Annotated in this window: 18 protein-coding genes and 1 pseudogene; 15 read left to right on the forward strand and 4 right to left on the reverse strand. The window is 67.5% G+C overall.

All coding sequences use genetic code 11. The features are described 5' to 3' along the window. Window positions 1–1,737: 1,737 nt before the first annotated feature. The 13 genes from ASE96_RS13030 (at window position 1,738) to ASE96_RS13090 (ending at window position 14,530) form a co-directional block, all read left to right on the forward strand. A complete protein-coding gene (locus ASE96_RS13030) occupies window positions 1,738–2,682 on the forward strand; it encodes a hypothetical protein (RefSeq protein ID WP_235500254.1) in 945 nt (314 codons plus the stop codon). 6 nt (window positions 2,683–2,688) lie between these two features. Continuing rightward, the gene (locus ASE96_RS13035) at window positions 2,689–3,681 is read left to right on the forward strand and encodes an HAD-IIA family hydrolase (RefSeq protein WP_056431065.1); all 993 of its coding nucleotides are present in this window, start codon (window positions 2,689–2,691) and stop codon (window positions 3,679–3,681) included. Between the two features lie 44 nt (window positions 3,682–3,725). Further along, window positions 3,726–4,013 carry a hypothetical protein gene (locus ASE96_RS13040; protein ID WP_056431068.1) on the forward strand — a complete coding sequence of 96 codons (288 nt, stop codon included), beginning with the start codon at window positions 3,726–3,728 and terminating at the stop codon, window positions 4,011–4,013. Further along, window positions 4,000–4,812, forward strand: a complete 813-nt coding sequence (locus tag ASE96_RS13045) for a TlyA family RNA methyltransferase (protein ID WP_200913056.1) — start codon at window positions 4,000–4,002, stop codon at window positions 4,810–4,812. The genes ASE96_RS13040 and ASE96_RS13045 overlap by 14 nt, the downstream gene beginning before the upstream one ends. Before the next feature lie 22 nt (window positions 4,813–4,834). Continuing rightward, window positions 4,835–5,875 carry an NAD kinase gene (locus ASE96_RS13050; RefSeq protein WP_056431074.1) on the forward strand — a complete coding sequence of 347 codons (1,041 nt, stop codon included), beginning with the start codon at window positions 4,835–4,837 and terminating at the stop codon, window positions 5,873–5,875. A 3-nt stretch (window positions 5,876–5,878) separates the two neighbouring features. Next, window positions 5,879–7,618 carry a DNA repair protein RecN gene (recN, locus tag ASE96_RS13055; RefSeq protein ID WP_056431077.1) on the forward strand — a complete coding sequence of 580 codons (1,740 nt, stop codon included), beginning with the start codon at window positions 5,879–5,881 and terminating at the stop codon, window positions 7,616–7,618. A gap of 79 nt (window positions 7,619–7,697) precedes the next feature. Then, entirely contained in the window at window positions 7,698–9,464 is a 1,767-nt protein-coding gene (locus ASE96_RS13060; protein ID WP_056432153.1) for a CTP synthase, read from the forward strand. A 29-nt stretch (window positions 9,465–9,493) separates the two neighbouring features. Then, window positions 9,494–10,156, forward strand: a complete 663-nt coding sequence (locus tag ASE96_RS13065; RefSeq protein WP_056431080.1) for an NUDIX domain-containing protein — start codon at window positions 9,494–9,496, stop codon at window positions 10,154–10,156. A gap of 2 nt (window positions 10,157–10,158) precedes the next feature. After that, window positions 10,159–11,190 (forward strand): site-specific tyrosine recombinase XerD, encoded by a 1,032-nt coding sequence (gene xerD / locus ASE96_RS13070; protein ID WP_442853901.1) that lies wholly within the window; start codon window positions 10,159–10,161, stop codon window positions 11,188–11,190. Between the two features lie 486 nt (window positions 11,191–11,676). Continuing rightward, window positions 11,677–12,180, forward strand: a complete 504-nt coding sequence (locus tag ASE96_RS13075; RefSeq protein WP_056431082.1) for an RNA polymerase sigma factor — start codon at window positions 11,677–11,679, stop codon at window positions 12,178–12,180. A 2-nt stretch (window positions 12,181–12,182) separates the two neighbouring features. Further along, window positions 12,183–12,989: a hypothetical protein gene (locus ASE96_RS13080; RefSeq protein ID WP_056431085.1), complete on the forward strand. Its 807-nt coding sequence runs from the start codon at window positions 12,183–12,185 to the stop codon at window positions 12,987–12,989. A gap of 26 nt (window positions 12,990–13,015) precedes the next feature. Continuing rightward, window positions 13,016–13,504, forward strand: a complete 489-nt coding sequence (locus tag ASE96_RS13085; RefSeq protein WP_056431087.1) for an 8-oxo-dGTP diphosphatase — start codon at window positions 13,016–13,018, stop codon at window positions 13,502–13,504. 156 nt (window positions 13,505–13,660) lie between these two features. Continuing rightward, the gene (locus ASE96_RS13090; protein ID WP_056431090.1) at window positions 13,661–14,530 is read left to right on the forward strand and encodes a hypothetical protein; all 870 of its coding nucleotides are present in this window, start codon (window positions 13,661–13,663) and stop codon (window positions 14,528–14,530) included. Window positions 14,531–14,607: 77 nt separating this feature from the next. Here the strand turns inward: ASE96_RS13090 and ASE96_RS13095 are convergent, their stop codons facing one another. From ASE96_RS13095 to ASE96_RS13110, 4 genes and pseudogenes are all read right to left on the reverse strand, one after another. Next, window positions 14,608–15,747 carry a bifunctional 2-methylcitrate synthase/citrate synthase gene (locus ASE96_RS13095; RefSeq protein ID WP_056431093.1) on the reverse strand — a complete coding sequence of 380 codons (1,140 nt, stop codon included), beginning with the start codon at window positions 15,745–15,747 and terminating at the stop codon, window positions 14,608–14,610. A gap of 65 nt (window positions 15,748–15,812) precedes the next feature. Beyond that, the gene (prpB, locus tag ASE96_RS13100) at window positions 15,813–16,715 is read right to left on the reverse strand and encodes a methylisocitrate lyase (RefSeq protein ID WP_056431096.1); all 903 of its coding nucleotides are present in this window, start codon (window positions 16,713–16,715) and stop codon (window positions 15,813–15,815) included. After that, a complete protein-coding gene (locus ASE96_RS13105; protein WP_056431097.1) occupies window positions 16,716–18,236 on the reverse strand; it encodes an MmgE/PrpD family protein in 1,521 nt (506 codons plus the stop codon). Next, window positions 18,229–18,889 (reverse strand): annotated as a pseudogene (locus ASE96_RS13110) (GntR family transcriptional regulator). Before ASE96_RS13110 ends, ASE96_RS13105 begins: the two are co-directional and overlap by 8 nt. 173 nt (window positions 18,890–19,062) lie before the next feature. Between ASE96_RS13110 and ASE96_RS13115 the strand changes: the two are divergent. Continuing rightward, window positions 19,063–20,955: a propionyl-CoA synthetase gene (locus tag ASE96_RS13115; RefSeq protein ID WP_056431105.1), complete on the forward strand. Its 1,893-nt coding sequence runs from the start codon at window positions 19,063–19,065 to the stop codon at window positions 20,953–20,955. 420 nt (window positions 20,956–21,375) lie between these two features. Continuing rightward, on the forward strand, window positions 21,376–21,807 hold the full coding sequence (locus ASE96_RS13120; protein WP_056431107.1) for a hypothetical protein: 432 nt from the start codon (window positions 21,376–21,378) through the stop codon (window positions 21,805–21,807). The last annotated feature ends 16 nt before the right edge of the window (window positions 21,808–21,823 follow it).

The following is a 21,823-nucleotide window of genomic DNA, read 5'->3' on the forward strand; positions in this document are numbered from 1 at the left end:
GGGTGTGGGAGAGTAGGTCACCGCCGGAACATCATTAAGGTCGAGGACCCGGGTGTGGGAGAGTAGGTCACCGCCGGAACATCATTAAGGTCGAGGACCCCCAACCACGTTGGGGGTCCTCCCGCATTTAACCCCCCAACCACCACCAGGACCCTCCCGCACCACCGGCAGCCGCCCCACCAACCCTCCCTCACATCCGGCCGGTCACACCACAACCCTCCCGCAGCTCCTGCGCGGGCGCTGCGCCACAGCTGAGGGAGCATCACCTACCCTGCTGCCGGAGCTGCGGGAGCGTCACCTACACTGCTGCCGGAGCTGCGGGAGCGGCCGCGATTCCGGTGCATGCCCGGCGGCGCTTGCAGCTAACGGTGCTCTGTGAGACTTGCCACCGCCTTGGTCGAAAGACCCCCTGGCGTTCGTCGTGCGCAGGGGACTCGCCTAGAATTGGATGAGATGTACGGACTTCGAAGCGCTTGATTTCGGGTTGCGTAGGAACGAAACACGGAATAGAGCGGCTGCGATTGCGCCAGTGGTCAGCTCACAACAGGAGGAATCCAGCATGGCTGAGCACAACGACGGACATCGCGGCGGAAACGACCGCGGCAACTATGGCGGTGGCCGCAATTCGGGTGGCGGCGGATTCCGTGGCACCAACAATTCCGGTGGCGACCCCCGTGGGTTCCGTGCCCGGGATGACCGCGGATCCGAGGGATCCCGTCCCTCCTCCAATGATCGGGATCGCAAGCCGTATGGTGACCGCCCGGCGCGTGAAGGTGACCGCAAGCCGTACAGCGGTGGTGGGGATCGTAAGCCGTATGGTGATCGTGGTCCGCGTGAAGGTGGCGGGGAGCGTCGGAGCTTTGGTGCCGGTGGTACCAGCGATCGTAAGCCGTACAGCGGTGGTGGGGATCGTAAGCCCTACGGTGATCGTGGTCCGCGTGAAGGTGGCGGGGAGCGTCGGAGCTTTGGTGCCGGTGGTACGCCGTAAGCCGTACAGCGGTGGTGGGGATCGTAAGCCCTACGGTGATCGTGGTCCGCGTGAAGGTGGCGGGGAGCGTCGGAGCTTTGGTGCCGGTGGTACCAGTGACCGTAAGCCGTACAGCGGTGGTGGGGATCGTAAGCCCTACGGTGATCGTGGTCCGCGTGAAGGTGGCGGGGAGCGTCGGAGCTTTGGTGCCGGTGGTACGCCGGTGGTACCAGCGATCGTAAGCCGTACAGCGGTGGTGGGGCTTTGGTGCCGGTGGTACCAGCGATCGTAAGCCGTACAGCGGTGGTGGGGATCGTAAGCCCTACGGTGATCGTGGTCCGCGTGAAGGTGGCGGGGAGCGTCGGAGCTTTGGTGCCGGTGGTACGAGCGATCGTAAGCCGTACAGCGGTGGTGGGGATCGTAAGCCCTACGGTGATCGTGGTCCGCGTGAAGGTGGCGGGGAGCACCGTAACTTCGGCGGCGACCGTGACCGCAAGCCGTACAGCGGCGGAGACAACCGGAAGCCGTTCGGCAGCCGTGATGACCGTCCGGCCCGCAGCTTCGACCGCGGCGACTCCGGCCCGCGCCAGTTCGGCCGCGACAAGGCAGAAGACCGCCCGGTCCGCGTTCCGAATGCCCGGGACCTGCGCAGCGCCAACCGCCCCGACCGCGAGCGTTCGCCGCAGATCGACGACGACGTTACGGGCAAGGAACTGGACCGTGCAACACAGCACCAGATCAAGACCCTCGAGGACAACAGCGCCGAGTGGGTGGCCCGGCACCTCGTGATGGCCGGGCGCCTGATCGACGACGAACCGGAACTCGCCTTCCAGCACGCCCTCGCGGCCAGCCGCCGCGGAGGCCGCCTCGCCGCCGTCCGCGAAGCCGTGGGGCTCACCGCCTACGCCGCCGGCCACTATGGCGAAGCCCTCCGCGAGTTCCGCACCTACCGGCGGATCAGCGGCTCCAACATGCACCTGCCCGTGATGGCCGACTGCGAACGCGGACTCGGCCGGCCCGATCGCGCCCTGGAGATGGCACGCTCCGAGGAAGCCAAGGACCTCGACGCCCCGGGCAAGGCGGAACTGGCCATCGTGGCCGCCGGCGCCCGTACTGATCTGGGTCAGCTGGACGCTGCCGTCTCCGAACTGGAAATCGTCCAGCTGGATATCAACCGGGCGTTCTCCTACAGCCCGCGCCTGTTCCGCGCCTACGCCGAGGCCCTGGCCGCAGTAGGCCGCACGGCCGAATCCGAGAAGTGGCAGCGCCAGGCCGTGGTTGCCGAGAACGCCCTCGGCCTCGACGTCACGGAGGACCCGGACATCATCGACCTCGGCTGGGACGAGGAAGAGGAAGCCCGCGAAGAAGAGCAGCAGCGCCGACTCCTCGCCGAGCAGAGTGCCCAGCGGTCCGCTGCGGCCGGCGAGCAGGCGCCGCGTGCTGCCAGCGCCGAGGCTGTTGCCGGTCTTCCGGAATCGACTGAAGGGGCTGTGAACCATGACGAAGGCTCTGACGACGCGGAATCCGACTTCTGGGAGTCTGACGACGCAGAGTCCGATGATGACTCCGTCGAAAAGGACGCCCTGGACCGCTCCGAGGTTCTGACTGGTGACGACTCCGACAGCGGACACGACGACACCGAGACGGGACACGGTGATTCCGACGACGACTCGCGCGACGCCGATTCCCGCGCGCCGGAACGCTTTGAGGGCTGATCGGGAATGGCCGCACCGGAACTGATCTCGACGTTCGACGCCCTTCTCGCTGACCTGGACGGTGTGGTCTACGCGGGACCGCACGCCATTCCGGGCGCCGTGGAATCCCTGCGCCGCCTGGCCGGGATCGGCGTCGGCCTTGGCTACGTCACGAACAACGCCTCCCGGACGCCCGCCCAGGTGGCCCAGCACCTGCGGGAGTTGGGGGCACCGGCGGAGGACCACCAGGTGGTCAGCTCCTCGCAGGCTGCGGGTGAGCTGCTGGCATCACTGCTGCCGGCGGGTGCCCGCGTGTTGATCACCGGCGGGGCTTCACTGGCCCAGGAGATCGAGCTGGCAGGGCTGGTGCCGGTCCGCAGTGGATCGGAGGAGCCTGTCGCCGTCGTGCAGGGGTTCCATCCGGAGCTCGGGTGGAAAGACCTGGCGGAAGCCGCGTATGTCATTGCCGGCGGCGCCCTGTGGGTGGCCACGAACACGGACATGTCCATTCCCCAGGCCCGGGGCATGGCGCCCGGCAACGGCACGCTGGTTGCCGCCGTAGCCGCCGCCACCGGGCAGCGGCCCCTCGTCGCCGGGAAGCCGGAAGCGCCTTTGTTCCATGCCGCCGCGAAACGGCTGGCCGCCGATCGGCCGCTCGTCGTCGGCGACCGCCTGGACACCGACATCCTGGGCGGGAACAACGCCGGTTTCGCCACGGTCGCCGTCCTGACCGGCGTCGACACGAGGGAGTCGATCCTTGCCGCCCGCACGCTGGAGCGGCCCGACTACCTCATCAACGACCTCACCGACCTCTACCGCCCCTACCCTGCAATCGAGCTCGACGACGCCGGGCAGCACCTTTGCGGCGCGGCCTCCGCCCTCGTCGACGGGCAGACGGTCCGGGTCAGCGGCGATCCGGGCGACCTCGACGCCTGGCGGGCCGCGTGTTCGGCCTGGTGGACGGCCAACCCCGAGGCCGCTGCGGCCTCGGCGCCGGTCCTGGAATGGCGGGATCACTAGGCTGCCTGGATCAACGGACTGGCGGGATCACTAGACTGGTGAGCATGACCGAGCTGAACCACACCACTGAGACGGATCCCGACAGGGGAGACGCCCACGTGACCTGGCCGGCTGTTCCCGTGAATCCGGCGGAAGCAGGCGACGCCGCGGGAAATACGGGGTCCCGGGACCCGGACGTCGACGCCCTGCTGGACCGACTCGGCCAACTGCCGGAACTGCCGGTGGCCCGGCACGGGGAGGTCTACGCCGGCCTGCACGACGACCTGCTGGCCGCCCTGAACGAGTCCGTCAACACCACCGCAACGGGGGATGCCACGCATGAGCAGGCTTGACCAGGCCCTCGTCAGCCGCGGGCTGGCGAGGTCCCGCACCCATGCCGCACGCCTCATCGCCGAAGGCAAAGTCAGCACCGACGGGGAAGTGCTGGCCAAGGCCTCCCTACAGGTCGGGGACGACACCAACCTCGACGTGGCCGCCTCGGTAGAGGACAACTACGTCAGCCGTGCCGGGCACAAGCTCGCCGGCGCGCTGGACGCCTTCCCCGCCGTCACGGTGGCCGGCAAGCGGTGCCTCGACGCCGGTGCCTCCACCGGCGGGTTCACCGACGTGCTGCTGCGACGCGGCGCGGACCACGTGGTGGCCGTCGACGTCGGGCATGACCAGCTGGTCCCCGCGATCCGGAACGACCCTCGGGTGTCCGTCCACGAAGGCCTCAACGTCCGGTACATGACAGCGGATGAGATCGGCGGACCGGCGGCGTTGACCGTCGCGGACCTGTCCTTCATCTCGCTGACCCTCGTGCTGGCACCCCTCGCGGCCTGCACCGATCCGGGCGGGGACTTGGTCCTGATGGTCAAGCCGCAGTTCGAGATCGGCAAGGACCGGCTGGGCCGCACCGGCGTCGTCACCTCGGAGTGGGAGCGCCGCCTCGCCGTGGGCAAAGTCGCGGCGAAAGCCATGGACACCGGGCTGGAACTGAAAGGCCTCGCCAGCAGCCCGCTGCCCGGCCAGGACGGAAACGTCGAGTACTTCCTGTGGATAAGCCGCGGGATCGCAACAGACCTGCCTAAGATCGAAGAGCGGGACGCAGCCGTTGCTGCGTTACTCGGATCAATCTGGCCCAAGTACTAATAGCACCAGAAGGCGGAACCCGATGAGCAGGCGCGTCCTCATCCTTGCCCACACCGGCCGTGAGGAGTCCCTCAAGGCTGCCTGGGAGGCATGCGCCCGGCTCCACGACGCCGGCATCGTTCCCGTGATGCTGAAATCCGAGCTCGGCGACATGGTCCGCTTTTTCGGACGCCTCGACCAGCCCGTCGAGATTCTCCACGACCACGTGATGCTGCCCGACGTCGAACTCGTTATGGTGCTCGGCGGCGACGGCACCATCCTCCGCGCGGCGGAGCTGGTGCGCGAAGTCGACGTGCCCCTGCTCGGCGTCAACCTCGGCCACGTGGGCTTCCTGGCCGAGAGCGAGCGGGCGGACCTGGCCCAGACCGTCGAATGGATCGCGAGCCGCGAATACACCGTGGAAGAGCGGATGACCATCGACGTCCAAGTCTGGGTCCGCGGACAGAAAATCTGGCACACCTGGGCCCTCAACGAGGCCGCGATCGAAAAAGGCAACCGGGAACGGATGCTCGAGGTGGTCACCGAGGTCGACGAACGGCCTCTCACCTCCTTCGGCTGCGACGGCGTTGTCCTGGCTACCCCCACCGGCTCCACCGCCTACGCCTTTTCGGCCGGGGGCCCGGTGGTGTGGCCCGAGGTTGAAGCGCTGCTGATCGTGCCCATCAGCGCCCACGCGCTCTTCGCCAAGCCGCTGGTGGTCTCGCCCCGGTCCCGGCTGGCGGTCGAAATCCTGAACCGCACCAATGCGCAGGGCGTGCTGTGGTGCGACGGCCGGCGTTCAGTGGACCTGCCGCCCGGAGCCCGCGTGGAAGTGACCCGCTCCGCCACGCCCGTGCGGCTGGCCCGCACGCACCAGACACCCTTCTCCGGCCGCCTGGTCCGCAAGTTCGAACTGCCCATCCAAGGCTGGCGGGGACCCATGCCTCAGGCCGCCACCATCCACACGGGGCCGGTGCCGGTCATCCGCACACCCCGCCCGATGCCCCCGCTTCCCACTCCGCCGCAGGCTGGGCCAGGCGACCCGGGGCCCGCCGAGACCACCGATCCATCGACTGCGAAGTGATCCATGCTTGAAGAACTGAGAATCCGCGACCTGGGCGTCATCACCGACGCCACGCTGCCCCTCGGCCCGGGCCTGAGCGTCGTGACCGGTGAAACAGGTGCCGGCAAGACCATGGTGGTGACCGCCGTCGGGCTGCTGCTCGGCGCACGGTCCGACGCCGGCGCCGTCCGCAGCGGCGCGAAAAGCGCCGCCGCGGAGGCTACCGTGAGGCTCGACGCCGGGCACCCTGCCGTGGCGCGCGCCCGTGAGGCCGGGGCAGAGGTCGAGGAGTTCGACGGCGGCGCCGAACTGTTGCTGGCCCGCAGCGTGGGTGCGGACGGGCGAAGCCGGGCCTACCTCGGCGGTCGCGCCGCGCCCGTGGGCGTGCTCGGGGAGATCGGCGAAACCCTCGTGGTGGTCCACGGCCAGTCCGAACAGATCCGGCTCAAGAGCCCGGTCGCGCAGCGCGGGGCCCTCGACAAATTCGCGGGGGAGAGCCTCGCCGCCACACTGGGCAGCTACCAGGAGCTCCACGCCCACTGGAAGTCCAGCCAGGCCGAGCTCGATGAGCTTCGCAGCGCCGCCCGGGAGCGGCTCCGCGAAGCCGAATCGCTCGAGGTTGCCCTGGCCGAAATCGACGCCGTCGACCCGCAGCCCGGCGAGGACGAGTCGCTCAAAGCGGAGGCCGTCAAGCTCGCGAACGTCGAGGAACTCCGGATCGCGGCCACGACGGCACACCAGGCGCTCATCGCCGAGGACTTCGGCGACGGCAACGACGCCACGGCCCTCGTCGACGCCGCCAAACGCACGCTGGAGCACGTCGCCGAACATGACGAGGAGCTCGGCTCCGCGGCCGCCCGGCTGGCCGAGGTGGGCTTCCTGCTCAACGACATCGCCACCGAACTTGCCAGCTACCAGGCCGCCCTCGACACCGAGGGCCCGGAACGGCTCGCCGAGATCGAGGACCGCCGCGCCGCCCTTGCGAAGCTGGTCCGCAAGTACGCTCCGAGCATCGACGAGGTGCTGGAGTGGGCCGAGCAGGCCCGGAAACGGTTCCTGGAGCTGCAGGACGACTCCACCCGGATCGAGGCGCTGGACGCCGAAGTGACGCGCGCCGAAGCGGAGCTGACCAAGCAGGCCGCCGCCATCAGCAAGCTCCGGAAGAAAGCAGCCAAGGACCTCTCCGCCCGCGTCAGCGCCGAGCTGAAGGCCCTGGCGATGGCGGATGCCACCCTGGTGATCAACGTCGAATCCGGCGGGCAGCCGGGGCCGTACGGAGCGGACGAGATTGCCTTCCTGCTCCAGCCGCACTCCGGCGCCCCGGCCCGGCCGCTGGGCAAGGGTGCCTCCGGCGGTGAACTGTCCCGCGTGATGCTCGCCATCGAAGTGGTGCTGGCCGCCGTCGATCCGGTCCCCACGTTCGTCTTCGACGAGGTGGACGCCGGCGTGGGCGGCCGCGCCGCCGTCGAGATCGGCCGCCGCCTGGCGATGCTCGCCCGGCACGTCCAGGTGCTGGTGGTCACCCACCTGCCGCAGGTGGCAGCCTTCGCCGACCAGCACATCCGGGTCACAAAGACCTCGGTGCGCGGCGCTGACGGGGCCACCGCCACTGGTTTCACCTCCAGCGACGTCCAGCTCCTCGACGAAGGGGAGCGCGTCCGGGAGCTGGCCCGCATGCTCGCCGGCCAGGAGGATTCCGAATCCGCCCAGGCCCACGCCCAGGAGTTGCTGGACGACGCCAAACTCCTGCCGCAGCAGGCCTGAGCACCCCTGCACGGCGGGCTGGAGCTGGACGACAATCACAGCCGCTTTGCCGCAAACAGACCCTTGGAAGGCTGAAATGATGATAGGCTCGAACCCCGTGGTGCAGCGATCAAATTCCCGTGTAAATTCCCGGTTCCCGGGCTCGTCCAAGACGACCAAACACATCTTCGTCACCGGTGGTGTGGCGTCCTCGCTCGGTAAGGGACTGACGGCTTCGAGCCTCGGTCACCTCCTGCGGGCACGCGGCTTGTCTGTAACAATGCAAAAGCTCGATCCCTACCTGAATGTGGATCCGGGCACGATGAATCCCTTCCAGCACGGCGAAGTATTCGTGACTGACGACGGCGCCGAAACGGACCTCGACATCGGCCACTACGAGCGCTTCCTCGATGAGAACCTCGAAGGCTCGGCGAACGTCACGACCGGCCAGGTCTACTCCACCGTGATCGCGAAGGAACGCCGCGGCGAATACCTCGGCGACACCGTCCAGGTCATCCCGCACATCACCGATGAAATCAAGCGGCGCATGCGGCTTCCCGCCGAGGGCAAGCACGCTCCCGACGTGATCATCACCGAAATCGGCGGCACCGTAGGCGACATCGAGTCGCAGCCGTTCCTTGAATCCGCCCGCCAGGTCCGCCAGGACATCGGCCGCGGAAACGTGTTCTTCCTCCACGTCTCCCTTGTGCCGTACATCGGCCCGTCCCAGGAACTGAAGACCAAGCCGACGCAGCACTCCGTTGCCGCGCTGCGTTCCATCGGCATCCAGCCCGAGGCGATCGTGATCCGTTCGGACCGCGAAGTCCCGCAGGCCATGCGCGACAAGATCGGCCGCATGTGCGACGTCGACATCGACGCCGTCATCGGCTGCCCGGATGCCCCCAGCATCTACGACATCCCGAAGACCCTGCACTCCCAGGGCCTGGATTCCTACATCGTCCGCGCCCTGGACCTTCCGTTCAAGGATGTTGACTGGACCAGCTGGGACAAGCTCCTGGACGCGGTCCACAACCCCAAGCACGAGGTTGAAATCGCCCTGGTCGGCAAATACATCGACCTGCCGGACGCCTACCTGTCCGTAACCGAGGCGCTGCGCGCCGGCGGTTTCGCCAATGACACCAAGGTCAAGATCCGCTGGGTCCCCTCGGATGAATGCGACACCCACGAGGGCGCGGTCAAGTCCCTGGACGGAGTCGACGCGATCTGTGTTCCGGGCGGCTTCGGCATCCGCGGACTCGAAGGCAAGCTCGGCGCGCTGAAGTATGCCCGCGAAAGCAAGCTTCCGGTCCTGGGTCTCTGCCTGGGCCTGCAGTGCATGGTGATCGAGTACGCCCGCAACGTGGTGGGCCTTGAGGGCGCTTCCTCGTCCGAATTCGAGCCGGATTCGAAGTACCCGGTGATCGCCACGATGGAAGAGCAGCTGGACTTCGTCGACGGCAAGGGCGACCTGGGCGGCACCATGCGCCTGGGACTGTATGAGGCCAAGCTGGACGAGGGTTCCGTGGTCGCCGAGACCTACGGCACCACCAAGGTCAGCGAACGGCACCGCCACCGCTACGAGGTCAACAACAAGTACCGCGACCAGATTGCCGCCAAGGGCCTGGTCTTCTCCGGAACGTCGCCCGACGGCAAGCTCGTGGAGTACGTCGAACTTCCCCGCGAAGTCCACCCGTACTACGTGGCCACGCAGGCGCACCCGGAGCTCAGCTCACGCCCCACCCGGCCGCACGCGCTGTTCTCCGGACTGGTGAAGGCTGCTCTGGAGCACCAGCATGGCGCGGACCAGCCTGCTGCGCCCGTTGCCAAGGCGGCCGCTGCCAAGCCTTCCCCGGCAGTGTCGAAGTAAAAATCCCAACTGAATCAAAGGACGGCGCGATGCCCGGTTACCCTGAGACCCCCCATGCTGCACGGCAGGTTTCGGATGAACCGAGCCCGCGCCGTCTTTTGTCTTCCCGGACGGTCTACGAAGGCCGGATCTGGGACGTTGTCAGTGACAGTTTCCAGCTCAACGACGACGGCGATCCGCTGGTCCGCGACTACATCGACCACCCCGGCGCCGTCGCGGTCCTGCCGATGAACGACGCCGGCGAGGTGCTGCTGATCAAGCAGTACCGGCACCCGGTCGGCATGGACCTGTGGGAGATCCCGGCCGGGCTCCTCGACGTCGAAGGCGAGGACTTCGTGGCCGGCGCGGCCCGCGAACTGGCCGAGGAAGCCGATCTCGTCGCCGGCCAGTGGAACGTGCTGGCCGACTTCTTCAATTCCCCCGGGTCCTCCAGCGAAGCCATCCGCATCTACCTCGCCCGCGGCCTGAGCGATGTGCCCGGCCACGAACTCCACGTCCGCACCGACGAGGAAGCCGAGATCGAGCTGCACTGGATTCCGCTGGATGAGGCCGTCCTGGCCGTGCTGGAGGGACGCCTGCACAACCCGTCCGCCGTCGTCGGAATCCTCGCCGCCGCCGCTGCCCGGGACAACGACTTCAAGGGCCTCCGCCCGGGCCGCGCGCCGTGGCCCGCGCATCCGAGCCAGCGCTGATGATGAAACCGCTGACTGCCGAACCCGGGCAGCTCCCTGCTGCCCCGGCGGAGGCGGCCGATCCGGGGCAGCCGCCCGCCCGGCCCCAGACAGCGGTAGACCGCGCCATGACGGATTACCTGCAGCATATGGGCGTGGAGCGGGGGCTCGCGGCCAACACCCTCTCCGCGTACCGGCGGGACCTGGCCCGCTACGCCAAGTACCTCGCCCACGCCGGCCGCCAACGCCCCGCTGAGATCACCCGGCACGACGTCACCGGCTTCGTCCAGGCGCTGTCCGACGGATCCGACGGCGGCTCGGCCCTGGGTGTCCGCTCGGCGGCCCGGACGGTGGTGGCCGTGCGCGGACTCCACAAATTCTGGGCACTCGAAGGCGTCACTCCCACCGACCCGGCCAGCGACGTCCACCCGCCGATGCCCGGCAAACGCCTGCCCAAGGCCATCAGCGTCGACGAGGTCACCAGGATCCTGGAGGCCGCAGGAACGGACACGGCCACCGGACTGCGCGACCGGGCACTGCTGGAGTTCCTGTATTCCACCGGCGCCCGCATCAGCGAGGCCGTGGGACTCGACGTCGACGATATCTCCCTGCCCACGCCCGGCGAGGAGAGCGAACCGGGTCCGGCCATTGTCCGGCTCTTCGGCAAAGGGTCCAAGGAACGGCTGGTCCCGCTCGGTTCGTTCGGTGCCCGCGCCTTGGATGCCTACCTCGTCCGTGGCCGGCCGCTGCTGGCCGCCAAGGGCAAAGGCACGCCCGCCCTGTTTCTGAACGCCCGCGGCGGACGGATCAGCAGGCAAAGCGCCTGGACCATCCTCAAGACGGCCGCCGAGAAAGCCAACATCACCAAGGACGTCTCGCCGCACACCCTGCGGCACTCCTTCGCCACCCACCTGCTGGAGGGCGGGGCAGACGTCCGGGTTGTGCAGGAGCTGCTGGGCCACGCTTCCGTGACCACCACGCAGGTCTATACCCTGGTCACCGCCGACACCCTGCGCGAGATTTACGCCGCCGCGCACCCGAGGGCGCTGGGCTAAGCGGCGTTCCGCCGGTTTCGCCGGCCCGAGCCGGGTTCCGCCGGCGCCTTCCCGCCGATCCACTGCCCGCTGCAGATACGGGCGCTCGGGGCTGGCCCGCGACCCTCGGCGACTTGTTCCCGGAGGACCTCCTGTTTCACCGTGCCTGAGCGACTGGGTGGGAGAAGCTCCACTCCAGGAATCCTGCCCACCAGCAGTTAGGAACCTCCCGGCTTCACAACGGGACCGGTCCAAGATTCGGCGGGAAGAAACGCTTGACCGCGCGACGGGTCGGCGCCGGGCAGGCTGACAGAGAAGGTCCATCATGCTCCGGGGATCCAGTTCGACCGACGCCGATCTGAGGGCGGACTCGCCGGTCCAACTGGTTTTCCCGCATCCGGCCAGCGTCTTCGCCCCGTGAATCTTCTTGCGCACCCGTGTAAGAAAAAGCCCTTCACGGGACACTTAGTCATCAGGAAGAAGTCATCCGATGTCCGGGGGAGCACCATGTTGGCTGCGAAAGAGCAAGCGTTCATCGACCTGCACAATCAGCATTCCGCGCGGGTCTACCGCTACATCGCCTGCAGGATCAATGACCGGCACCGCGCCGAGGAACTCGCTGCGGACGTCTTCAGGATTGTCTGGGAGAAACAGCCCGCGGAACCGCCTGGCATCGGCTGGCTGTTGGCGACCGCTCGGAATCTGCTCGGCAATGAATACAGGGGCCGCCGACGCCGCCAGGAACTTGTCGACCGGCTGAAAGAGGAGGCCCGCAGCCAAGTCCCCGGCCCGGACACTGACGAACGGACCGCCGTGGCTGATGTATTGGTGAAGCTCAGGGAGCAGGACCGCGAGGTCCTCATGCTCAGTTACTGGGATGACCTGACCACCGCTGAACTGGCCCAGACCCTGGGGTGTTCCTCGTCCGCCGCCGCGGTCCGACTGCACCGGGCCCGTCGGGCGTTCTCGAAAGCCGCACCGGCCCATCTCATGACCGAACGGAAGGACTAGCCATGGACCGCATCGAACAGCTCATGAGGAATGCCAAACCGCAGGTCGGAGCACAAGTCGAAGCACAAGACGCAGCCCCCGGAAGTGACTCCGCCCGCTCGAACGTCGTCTCTATGGACCCGAACGTCGTCCGCCTGGCACTGCGCAATCCGGCACTGCGCAATCCGGCACAACACAATCCCGCACGACGCGCTCCGGCACGGCACAAGGCCGTACGGACTGCAGCCGCGACGGTACTGGCCGTAGCCGCCGTCGGGGGCGCAGTGTTTGTCGGCGGCAACCTCATGCCACCACCCGCGCCCGGGCCGGCGGGGACAGGCACCGAGGTGCCGACGGTCTCCGCCACGCCTTCGCCGGCATCCCCAAGCCCGTCCGCCGCCACTGCCTCGCAGGCGGGGACTGCGGCGGCAACCCTGAGTACCGGCGGCGTCGCCTGCACCATGGCCAACGTCGGCCAGCAGCGCAACGACCAGGCCCGGGAGATCAAAGCGATTCCCGCCGCCGAGCAGCCCTACTACACAGTGCTGGGCTGTGCCGACGGATGGCTCGCCTACTCCATCTCCGACGACGGGGTCCGGGCTCTCCAGCTCGACGGCGGCAATGCCTGGTTCCAGCTCGCCAAGCTGCAGAACGGGCGTTTCCTCTCCGACTTCCGGCAGGTCTGGGCCAGCGTCTTCAACTGGAAATTCCAGGCCTTGAACAATCAGGGGCTCACTCCGCAGCAGGCCATGGACAAGGAATTCGCGGACAAGGGGATCCCGGTTGAACTTCGGCCGCAGCTGGTAGGCGAAGGCCCGGCGGCCGGGTAGCCTGCGGCGGCGATAAGGTGAAACACATGACGTTCACCCCGGTCACCCTCTGCTTCCTGCTCCGTGACGCCGCGAACGGTGCACAAGTGTTGCTGGGACTGAAAAGGACCGGCTTCGGCACCGGCAAGATCGTCGGCATCGGCGGCCACGTGGAGCCGGGGGAGAGCGACGCCGAGGCCGTGATCCGCGAGGTCTGGGAAGAAGCCGGCATCGTGGTGCTGCAGGAGGACCTGGCGCACGCCGGCGTCGTCGAGTTCAACTTTCCCGCCAGGCCCGAATGGAACATGTCCTGCAGGGTCTTCACCACCCGGCGGTGGCAAGGCGAACCGGCTGAAAGTCCGGAGATCACGCCCGAGTGGTTCGACGTCGACGCGCTTCCGCTGCACCGCATGTGGCAGGACGCGGAGCACTGGCTGCCGCCGGCGCTGGCCGGCGAGACGATCGACGTCGTCGTGGTTCTCAATGGAGACAACGAAACGGTCGCTTCGATCCGGTATCCATCCGCGCCGGGGTGAGCCGGCGTCCGCGCCGGGCATTTCCGCGACTCGAATCGTGATGCCGGGAATGCCACGGCTTGTGCAGTAGCCTGAGGCTCGAACATCGCGCCGCGGCCGGCCACGCACTACCTTCGCCCGGCAGCAAGCGGCGCACGGACCAATTGGGGGCAGGGCATGGACTCGCACAATCTCGACCTTCCGGACACGGATTCCTACGACGAGGAACTGTCCACGGGCAACAGGGCGCGCCGGCGCTGGCCGCTGGCAGCTGCCGTCGTTATCGTCGCCCTGGCGGCCGTCGCCGGGGGCGTTGCCGTGGCAGGCAACTTCCGGTCCGCAGACCCGGCCCCCGCCGCGGCCCCGACGGCCACCATGGTGGCACCTACGGCCTCCGCTTCCCCGACGGTGACGCCGTCGCCCACCACTGCGACGCCGGTATCCGTGACGCCGTCGGCATCAACGGCACCCGCAACAGACGGGGCGGTCAGCGAAGTTGCAAACGGGCGATACGTCAGTGCTGCGGCCGGAGTGTCGTTCACTTTGCCCGACCGCTGGACGGTCGAGGAATCCACGAACCAGAATCCCGGGTATCCGGGGAGCGGAATCACCATTTTCAACGAGGCCAGGATGCAGGTGGCCGCGCTTTACCACGGCGCCACCGGGGCAGTTGGGGGCGCCTGCCCTTCAGGCAATTACAAAATGACCGAACTAGATACTGCGCAGGCACTGGATACGCCGTGGGCCAAGGCGATGGGCGTGCGGTTTTCCTACCGCGTGCTGGATATGCGGGCCAGCGGTGGCGCCTTCCACTACCAGATTGGACTAGTCGACAAGAACAGCGGAGAAATCAAAGACAGCTGCTTGATGTACTCTTTCGTGGCCGGTGCTCCCAAGGGCACGCTGATCTTCGCGGACCGTTCCTACCAAAGCCAGAAAAACGATGACCCCATCTTCAACTCGCTGGCCGAAGCCAAGGACTACATGCGGAGCCCGGACTACCGGAAGCTCAAGGCCATGATCGTCAGCCTGCGGATGCAGCCCTAACAACAAAAGCAACAAAAAGCGCGGGCCGGCCACCTTTGAGAGGTGGCCGGCCCGCGCGTTTTACCGCCGCGAAGGGCTTACGGCATGTGCCGTTCCTCGACGCCGTTGTATTCGCTCAGCGGGCGGATCAGGGAGTTCGAGTCCAGCTGCTCCATGATGTGCGCGGTCCAGCCGGTGATGCGGCTGGCGACGAACAGGGGAGTGAAGGTGGGAGTGTCGAAGCCCATCAGGTGGTACGTGGGTCCGGCCGGGTAGTCGAGGTTGGGCTTGATGGCCTTCGCCTCGTCCATCGCCGTTTCCAGACCGTTGTAGAGGCCCAGCAATTCCGGCCGGCCGTAGTGCGCGATCATCTTGTCGAGGGCGGCCTTCATGGTGGGCACCCGGGAGTCGCCGTGCTTGTAGACACGGTGGCCGAAGCCCATGACCTTCTTCTTGTGGGCCAGGGCGTCTTCCATCCAGGCCTTGGCCCGGACGTGGGCGTCCTCCAGTGACTCCTCCGGCCGGATGCCGATTTCGTCGAACGTGTGCATAACGGCCTCGTTCGCCCCGCCGTGCAACGGTCCCTTGAGTGCGCCGATCGCCCCGGTCACGGCCGAATGCAGATCCGAGAGCGTCGAGGTGATCACGCGGGCCGTGAAGGTGGAGGCGTTGAAGGAGTGCTCGGCGTACAGGATCATCGAGACGTTGAAGGCCTCAACGACTTCCTGGACAGGCTCCTCGCCGAAGGCCATCCAGAGGAAGTTGGCGGAGTAGCCCAGGTCATCGCGGGGGGCCACGACGTCCTGCCCGTGCCGGCGGCGCTGGTCGTAGGCCACGATCGCCGGCATCGCCGCGAAGAGGTCAATCGCCTTGGCCATGTTGGCCTCCCGCGAGGAGTCCTCGGCGAGCGGGTGCCGTGCGCCCATGACGGAGGCCGCCGTGCGGCAAACATCCATCGGGTGCGAGGTGGTGGGCAATGCGTCCACCACCTGCTTCACCACCGGATCGATCGGACGCCCGGCGCGTTCCCGCGCCGTGAACTCCGCCAGCTGCTCCGGGGTGGGCAGCTCGCCGTTCCAGAGCAGGTAGGCGACTTCCTCGAAGCTGCAGTTGGCGGCCAGCTCCTGCACGGGGTATCCGCGGTAGAGCAGCGAATTGGTGTCCGGGTTCACCTTGGAGACCGCGGTGTAATCCACCACGACGCCGGCGAGGCCCTTTTTGATCTCTTGTTCAGCCATGCTGAAACTCCTTTGTTCCTGTCGCCTGTGTTGGACCGGCCGGAGCCGGAAGCCCGATGCGGGGTTTACTGTCCCGGGATCTGGAAATTGAAAACCCCGGTATCGAAGCTGTTGTAGGCCTCGTAGTCCACGAGGTCATACAAACGCGCCCGGGTCAGCATGTTCCCGACCTGGGCTTCCTGGGTACCGTCAGCCCTAATCGATTCCAGCGTACGCTCCGCAGCGCCCATGGCACTACGGAGCAGCGTCACCGGATAGATGATCATGTTGACCCCGACGCCGGCCAGCTGCTCCACCGTGAAGAGGGCGCTCTGGCCGAACTCGGTCATGTTGGCCAGGATCGGCACGTCGACGGCGTCACGGATGGCCTGGAACTCGCTGAGGTCTTTCATGGCCTCCGGGAAGATCGCGTCAGCGCCGGCCTCCACGAGGGCTTTCGCACGGTCCTGCGTGGCTTTCAAACCATCGGTGGCTCGGATGTCGGTCCGCGCCATGATGAGGAAGTTCGGGTCGCGCCGGGCATCGGCCGCCGCCCGAATGCGTTTGGTGGCAGTGTCCAGGTCCACGACGTTCTTGCCGTCGAGGTGGCCGCAGCGCTTCGGGTTGAACTGGTCCTCGATGTGCAGGCCGGCGAGGCCGGCGTTCTCGAGTTCCTGCACCGAGCGGGCCACGTTCATCGGCTCGCCGAAGCCGGTGTCGGCGTCGACGATGCTGGGCAGGTCCGTCATCCGGGCGATCTGCCCGGCGCGGGTGGCCACCTCGGTGAGCGTGGTCAGCCCGATGTCCGGCAGGCCAAGGTCGTTGGCCAGGACGGCGCCGGAGATATAGACCCCGGCGAAGCCCTTTTCCTCGATCAGCCGGGCGGAGAGCGGGTTGAACGCGCCCGGGAACTGCTGGATCGTCCCGGAAGCGAGGAGCTCACGGAACCGGATCCGCTTCTGCTCCGGCGTGACCTTCGAATACAGCATTTAGAAGAGTCCCTTCGGTGCGGCGGACAGGTCGATCACGCCGTCGGCAGCCTTGATGTTGAGCTGGTCCAGTTCGCCGGCGGCCAGTTCGGGCAGGCGGGCGGCGGCGGCCAGGAACCGTTCGATTTCCTCTTCGGCGACCAGCCCGGCGGCCAGGGTCCGGAACTTGTTCACGTACTGCTCCCGTGCGAACGGCCGGGCGCCCAGCGGGTGGGCGTCAGCGACGGCGATCTGGTCGGTGATGACCGTGCCGTCCTTGAGCGTGATGACAACAGAGCCGCCGAAGGCCTTCTCCGCGATGTCGAGGGAGTGGTAGCGGCGGGTCCATTCCGGGTCCTCGACCGTGGTGACTTTGTGCCAGAGGTCCACGGTGTCCGGGCGCGCGGCGCGCTCCGGGGTGTAGGAATCAACGTGGTGCCAGGCGCCGTCCTGCAGGGCGACCGTGAAGATGTACGGGATGGAGTGGTCCAGGGTTTCGCGGCTGGCCGTGGGGCTGTACTTCTGCGGATCGTTGGCGCCGGAGCCGATCACGTAGTGCGTGTGGTGGCTGGTCTTGATCAGCACGGACTCCACGTTGGCCGGGTCGGTGACCTCCGGGTGCTCGCCGTGGAGCTTGCGCGCCAGGTCGATCCACGCCTGGGCCTGGTATTCGGCCGAGTGCTCCTTGGTGTAGGTGTCCATGATGGCGCGCTTGGTTTCGCCGGGGGTCGGCAGCGGCACGGTGTAGGAGGCGTCGGGGCCGTCCAGCATCCAGGCGATGACGCCGTCTTCGCCTTCGTAGATCGGCACCGGGGAGGTCTGGCCGCGCATGGCGCGGTCCGCGGACTCGACGGCCATCTTGCCGGCGAACGCAGGTGCGTGCGCCTTCCAGGTGGAGATCTCGCCCTTGCGGGACTGGCGCGTGGCCGTGGTGGTGTGCAGGGCCTGGCCCACAGACTGGAAAATCGTCTCGACGTCGAGTCCCAGCAGGGTGCCGATGCCGGCGGCGGCGGACGGGCCGAGGTGCGCGACGTGGTCGATCTTGTGCTTGTGCAGGCAGATGGCCTTGACCAGGTTGACCTGGATCTCATAGCCGGTGGCGATGCCGCGGACCAGGTCCTGGCCGCTGGAGCCCACGTGCTGGGCGACGGCGAGGATCGGGGGGATGTTGTCGCCCGGGTGGGAGTAGTCCGCGGCGAGGAACGTGTCGTGGTAGTCCAGTTCGCGGACGGCGACGCCGTTGGCCCAGGCGGCCCATTCCGGGGCCACGCGCTCCTCGATGCCGAAGACCTTCGAGCCCTTGCCGCCGGTGGTGGGGCCGTGCGTCAGGGCCTGGGCGCGGGCCGCGACGATCGGGGCGCGGTTCAGTGAGGCGATGGCTACCGAAGCGTTGTCGATCACCCGGTTGATCACCATGTCGGTGACCTCGTCGGAGACGGCGACGGGATCCGCGGCCACCTGCGCAATCTTGAAGGCGAGCTGGTCCTGGCGGGGCAGGTTTTCCTCGCTCTTGTAAACGCGGACGTGGTGTTCCTTAACCATGGTGCTCCTTCTTAGTGTGGTATGTGTGTGGCTTTGACGTGGGAAAGACTGCGGTGCAGATGCAGGGTGGTGGCCGCCTCAGCCAGCCGGGGGTTGCCGGCGGCGATCGCTTCGGCGATGGCGGCATGCTCGGCGGCCGCCGCGGTGAGCCGCTCGGCGTCGTCGGCCGCCAGCCGCCGGACGCGGACCAGGTGGACGCGCAGGCTGCGCATGGCCTGGGCGAGGTAGGAATTCTGGATCGCGGCGTCGATGGCTGCGTCCAGCCTGCCGACCAGCCGGTAGTAGTCGTGCCGGGCCGGATCCCCGGCGCTGATCAGCGACGGCGCCTGGCACAGTTCGTCGCGGAGCTCCTCGAATGTGGCGGCGTCGCCGCGTTCGGCAGCCAGCGCGGCGGCCTTGCCCTCAAGGGTTTCGCGCAGTTCGAAAAGTTCGTCGATGTCTTCCAGCGAGATGTCGGTGACGACGACGCCGCGGCCGCCCGCCGTCGTCGTCAGGCCTTCTGCGGTGAGCCGGCTGAGGGCCTCCCGCAACGGGGTGCGGGAGATGCCGAGCCGCCCGGACTGCTCCACTTCAGCGAGCACCGTCCCGGGCAGGAGGCGCCACTCGATGATGTCGTCGCGCAGGGCCGCGTAGGCCTTGTCGCTGGCGCGCATCCTGCCTCCTTCGTTGGCTGACGGAATCCAGTGTATACACGGATGCCACAATTGCCTAGTATTTGGCCCCCAAACGACTCGCGGTTCGCTTCAGTGTATACACGGGCCTTGTGGGCTGAGCCGGGGCGGGCTACCATAACGTCCATCACATCGTCGTGGACGGGACTCATTTCATGGTTACCAAGAACTACCGGGACAGCTACACACGCAGCCTGGAGAAGCCCGAAGCCTTCTGGCTCGAAGCCGCCGCGGAGATCTCGTGGTCCACCCCGCCGCAGCGCGCCTTGGACTCAGGCAGGGCGCCACTGTTCGACTGGTTCCCCGACGGCGTGCTCAACACGTCCTACAACGCGCTGGACCGCCATGTGGAGGAAGGCCGGGGCGGGCAGGACGCCCTGATCTATGACTCCGCCATGCTCGGCACACAGCGGCGCTACAGCTACGCCGAGCTCACGGACCTCGTCGCCCGGTTTGCCGGCGTCCTGCGCAACCGTGGCGTGGGCAAGGGCGACCGAGTCGTCATCTACATGCCGATGATCCCCGAGGCCGCCATCGCCATGCTGGCCACCGCCCGGCTTGGTGCCGTGCACTCCGTCGTCTTCGGCGGCTTCGCCCCCAAGGAACTTGCCGCCCGCATCCGCGACGCCGCGCCCGCCGCCGTGGTCACGGCGTCCGGCGGCATCGAACCCTCGCGCCGGATCGAGTACCTCCCCGCCGTCGAGGAGGCCCTCGGCCTGGCCGGAGCGCCGGACACTCCGGTGGTGGTCAAGGCCCGGGACGGCTTCAATTCCACGGTGTCCGACCACTCCGGCTGGCTGGACTGGGACACCGAGATGGCCACCGCCGCGCCCGCCGCTCCGGTGGACGTCAAAGCCACGGATCCGCTCTACATCCTGTACACCTCGGGGACCACGGGTGCCCCCAAGGGTGTGGTGCGGGACAACGGCGGCCACGCCGTGGCGCTCAGCTGGACCCTGGCGAACATCTACGACGTCGGGCCCGGCGACGTGATGTGGACCGCCTCCGACGTCGGCTGGGTGGTGGGGCACTCCTACATCGTGTACGGGCCCCTGCTGGCCGGCGCCACGACCGTCATCTACGAAGGCAAACCCGTGGGAACGCCCGACGCCGGTGCGTTCTGGCGGGTGATCGAGGACCACAAGGTCAACGTGCTCTTCACGGCGCCCACCGCCCTGCGGGCCATCCGTAAGACCGATCCCGAGGCGAAGCTGCTCGAAAAGTACGACATTTCCAGCCTGCGCACCCTGTTTGCCGCCGGCGAACGCCTGGACACCGATACCTTCCACTGGGCCTCGCGGATCCTGGGCGTCCCGGTGGTGGACCACTGGTGGCAGACCGAGACCGGCTGGGCCATCTGCGCCAACCCCCGCGGGCTGGACGGCCTGCCCATCAAGGCCGGCTCGCCCAGTGTGCCGATGCCCGGCTTCAAGCTGAACATCGTCGACGGAGCCGGCATGGAGGTTGGGGCGGGGACCGAGGGCAACATCGTCCTGGCGCTCCCGCTGCCGCCCGGCACGCTGACAACGCTCTGGGGCAACGACGAGCGCTACATCTCCTCCTACCTGCAGGCATTCGAGGGCTACTACGCCACGGGAGATTCCGGTTACCGGGACGAGGACGGGTACCTCTTCGTGATGGGCCGCACCGACGACATCATCAACGTCGCCGGTCACCGGCTGTCCACCGGCGCCATGGAGCAGGTGATCGGCCAACACCCGGCCGTGGCCGAATGCGCCGTGATCGGCCTCGCGGACCCGTTGAAGGGCCAGCGCCCCAGCGGCTACGTGGTGCTCAAGTCAGGGGTGGATGTGCCCGAGGAAATCCTGGTCAAGGACCTCATCGCGCTGGTCCGGCGCGACATCGGCGCCGTTGCGGATTTCAAGCACGTCACCGTGGTGGAGGCCCTGCCCAAGACCCGCTCCGGGAAGATCCTGCGCAAGACTATGCGCCAGATCGCCGACGGCGACGACTACGTGGTGCCCTCGACGATCGAAGACGCAGGCGTGATCGACCAGCTCATCGGAACCTTGCGGCCCGGCCAGTAGGCCGCCAGCCAAGCGCGCCCCAGCCCGACGCCGAGTGTGCATTTCGCGGGAGTGTTTCCGTGGCACATTGCCGCGAAAATGCACACTCGATGGGCGTGTCGGCCGGTGGTACGCTCCGTATACATTCTCGGCACCCGCCCTGCGTGGCCAAAGCGAGGGGACCAACCGACCATGGGACGCCGTTACCGCTCGCCGGAGTCACCCGGGTCCACCATGGGCAATGCCGGAGCAATCTCATGGCTGTTCATACTGGTGGCTGCGCTGGTCGGCTGTGGCCCGGTTGGCGGGACGGAGCCGCCCGCAGCGACTCCAGGGCAGGCGACTCCGGCGCAGGCCGGCCTTGGCGCTTCACAAGGAACCGATTGCATAATTCGTGACGAGTCGGGCCAGCAAGTATGGTTCGGCGAGGCGGACCCCAGCGTGACCGCCGTCGGAAATGCGCTCCAGGCCATCGTTGAGGAGCACAACGACCAGACCACGGGAGTTGCGCTGTGCTCGCACTACGAGGGAGCAACGATCTTTGTTGTCTCGCCCGGCCATGATGTGCAGCAATCCATCGCAGAAGTCGCGTCAAAATTCCCCGATCTGCACGTGATCACCCGTGCAACCACAGCGTCCATTTCCCAGTTGTCGGCCGCAGGCAGGAAGCTGCTCCAGAGCCCGGGCATGCAGGGCCTCGTTACAGGTGCCGGCCCAGACATGTACTCCGGCGGACTCCGCATCACCGTGGCCCAGGACAAATGGCCACTGTCGGCGACAGAAAAGGGCCGAATTGACGATGCCGTGAAAGTCCTCAACGGCTCACGGCTGCCTCTCATCTACGAGCAGGGCGGCACAGCGGTCTTGGATTGATCGACCCGAGCCCCAG

The sequence above is a fragment of the Arthrobacter sp. Leaf69 genome, from assembly GCF_001422645.1.
In the GTDB taxonomy this organism is placed as follows: domain Bacteria; phylum Actinomycetota; class Actinomycetes; order Actinomycetales; family Micrococcaceae; genus Arthrobacter.

What these genes read in the sequence shown, in the direction of transcription:
- ASE96_RS13105 (WP_056431097.1), bottom strand. Translation starts at nt 18,236, where the DNA reads ATGGTTAAGGAACACCACGTCCGCGTTTACAAGAGCGAGGAAAACCTG.
- ASE96_RS13085 (WP_056431087.1), top strand. Translation starts at nt 13,016, where the DNA reads ATGACGTTCACCCCGGTCACCCTCTGCTTCCTGCTCCGTGACGCCGCG.
- ASE96_RS13040 (WP_056431068.1), top strand. Translation starts at nt 3,726, where the DNA reads ATGACCGAGCTGAACCACACCACTGAGACGGATCCCGACAGGGGAGAC.
- xerD (WP_442853901.1), top strand. Translation starts at nt 10,159, where the DNA reads ATGAAACCGCTGACTGCCGAACCCGGGCAGCTCCCTGCTGCCCCGGCG.
- ASE96_RS13045 (WP_200913056.1), top strand. Translation starts at nt 4,000, where the DNA reads ATGAGCAGGCTTGACCAGGCCCTCGTCAGCCGCGGGCTGGCGAGGTCC.
- ASE96_RS13035 (WP_056431065.1), top strand. Translation starts at nt 2,689, where the DNA reads ATGGCCGCACCGGAACTGATCTCGACGTTCGACGCCCTTCTCGCTGAC.
- prpB (WP_056431096.1), bottom strand. Translation starts at nt 16,715, where the DNA reads ATGCTGTATTCGAAGGTCACGCCGGAGCAGAAGCGGATCCGGTTCCGT.
- ASE96_RS13095 (WP_056431093.1), bottom strand. Translation starts at nt 15,747, where the DNA reads ATGGCTGAACAAGAGATCAAAAAGGGCCTCGCCGGCGTCGTGGTGGAT.
- recN (WP_056431077.1), top strand. Translation starts at nt 5,879, where the DNA reads ATGCTTGAAGAACTGAGAATCCGCGACCTGGGCGTCATCACCGACGCC.
- ASE96_RS13080 (WP_056431085.1), top strand. Translation starts at nt 12,183, where the DNA reads ATGGACCGCATCGAACAGCTCATGAGGAATGCCAAACCGCAGGTCGGA.
- ASE96_RS13115 (WP_056431105.1), top strand. Translation starts at nt 19,063, where the DNA reads ATGGTTACCAAGAACTACCGGGACAGCTACACACGCAGCCTGGAGAAG.
- ASE96_RS13090 (WP_056431090.1), top strand. Translation starts at nt 13,661, where the DNA reads ATGGACTCGCACAATCTCGACCTTCCGGACACGGATTCCTACGACGAG.
- ASE96_RS13075 (WP_056431082.1), top strand. Translation starts at nt 11,677, where the DNA reads ATGTTGGCTGCGAAAGAGCAAGCGTTCATCGACCTGCACAATCAGCAT.
- ASE96_RS13060 (WP_056432153.1), top strand. Translation starts at nt 7,698, where the DNA reads ATGATAGGCTCGAACCCCGTGGTGCAGCGATCAAATTCCCGTGTAAAT.
- ASE96_RS13050 (WP_056431074.1), top strand. Translation starts at nt 4,835, where the DNA reads ATGAGCAGGCGCGTCCTCATCCTTGCCCACACCGGCCGTGAGGAGTCC.
- ASE96_RS13065 (WP_056431080.1), top strand. Translation starts at nt 9,494, where the DNA reads ATGCCCGGTTACCCTGAGACCCCCCATGCTGCACGGCAGGTTTCGGAT.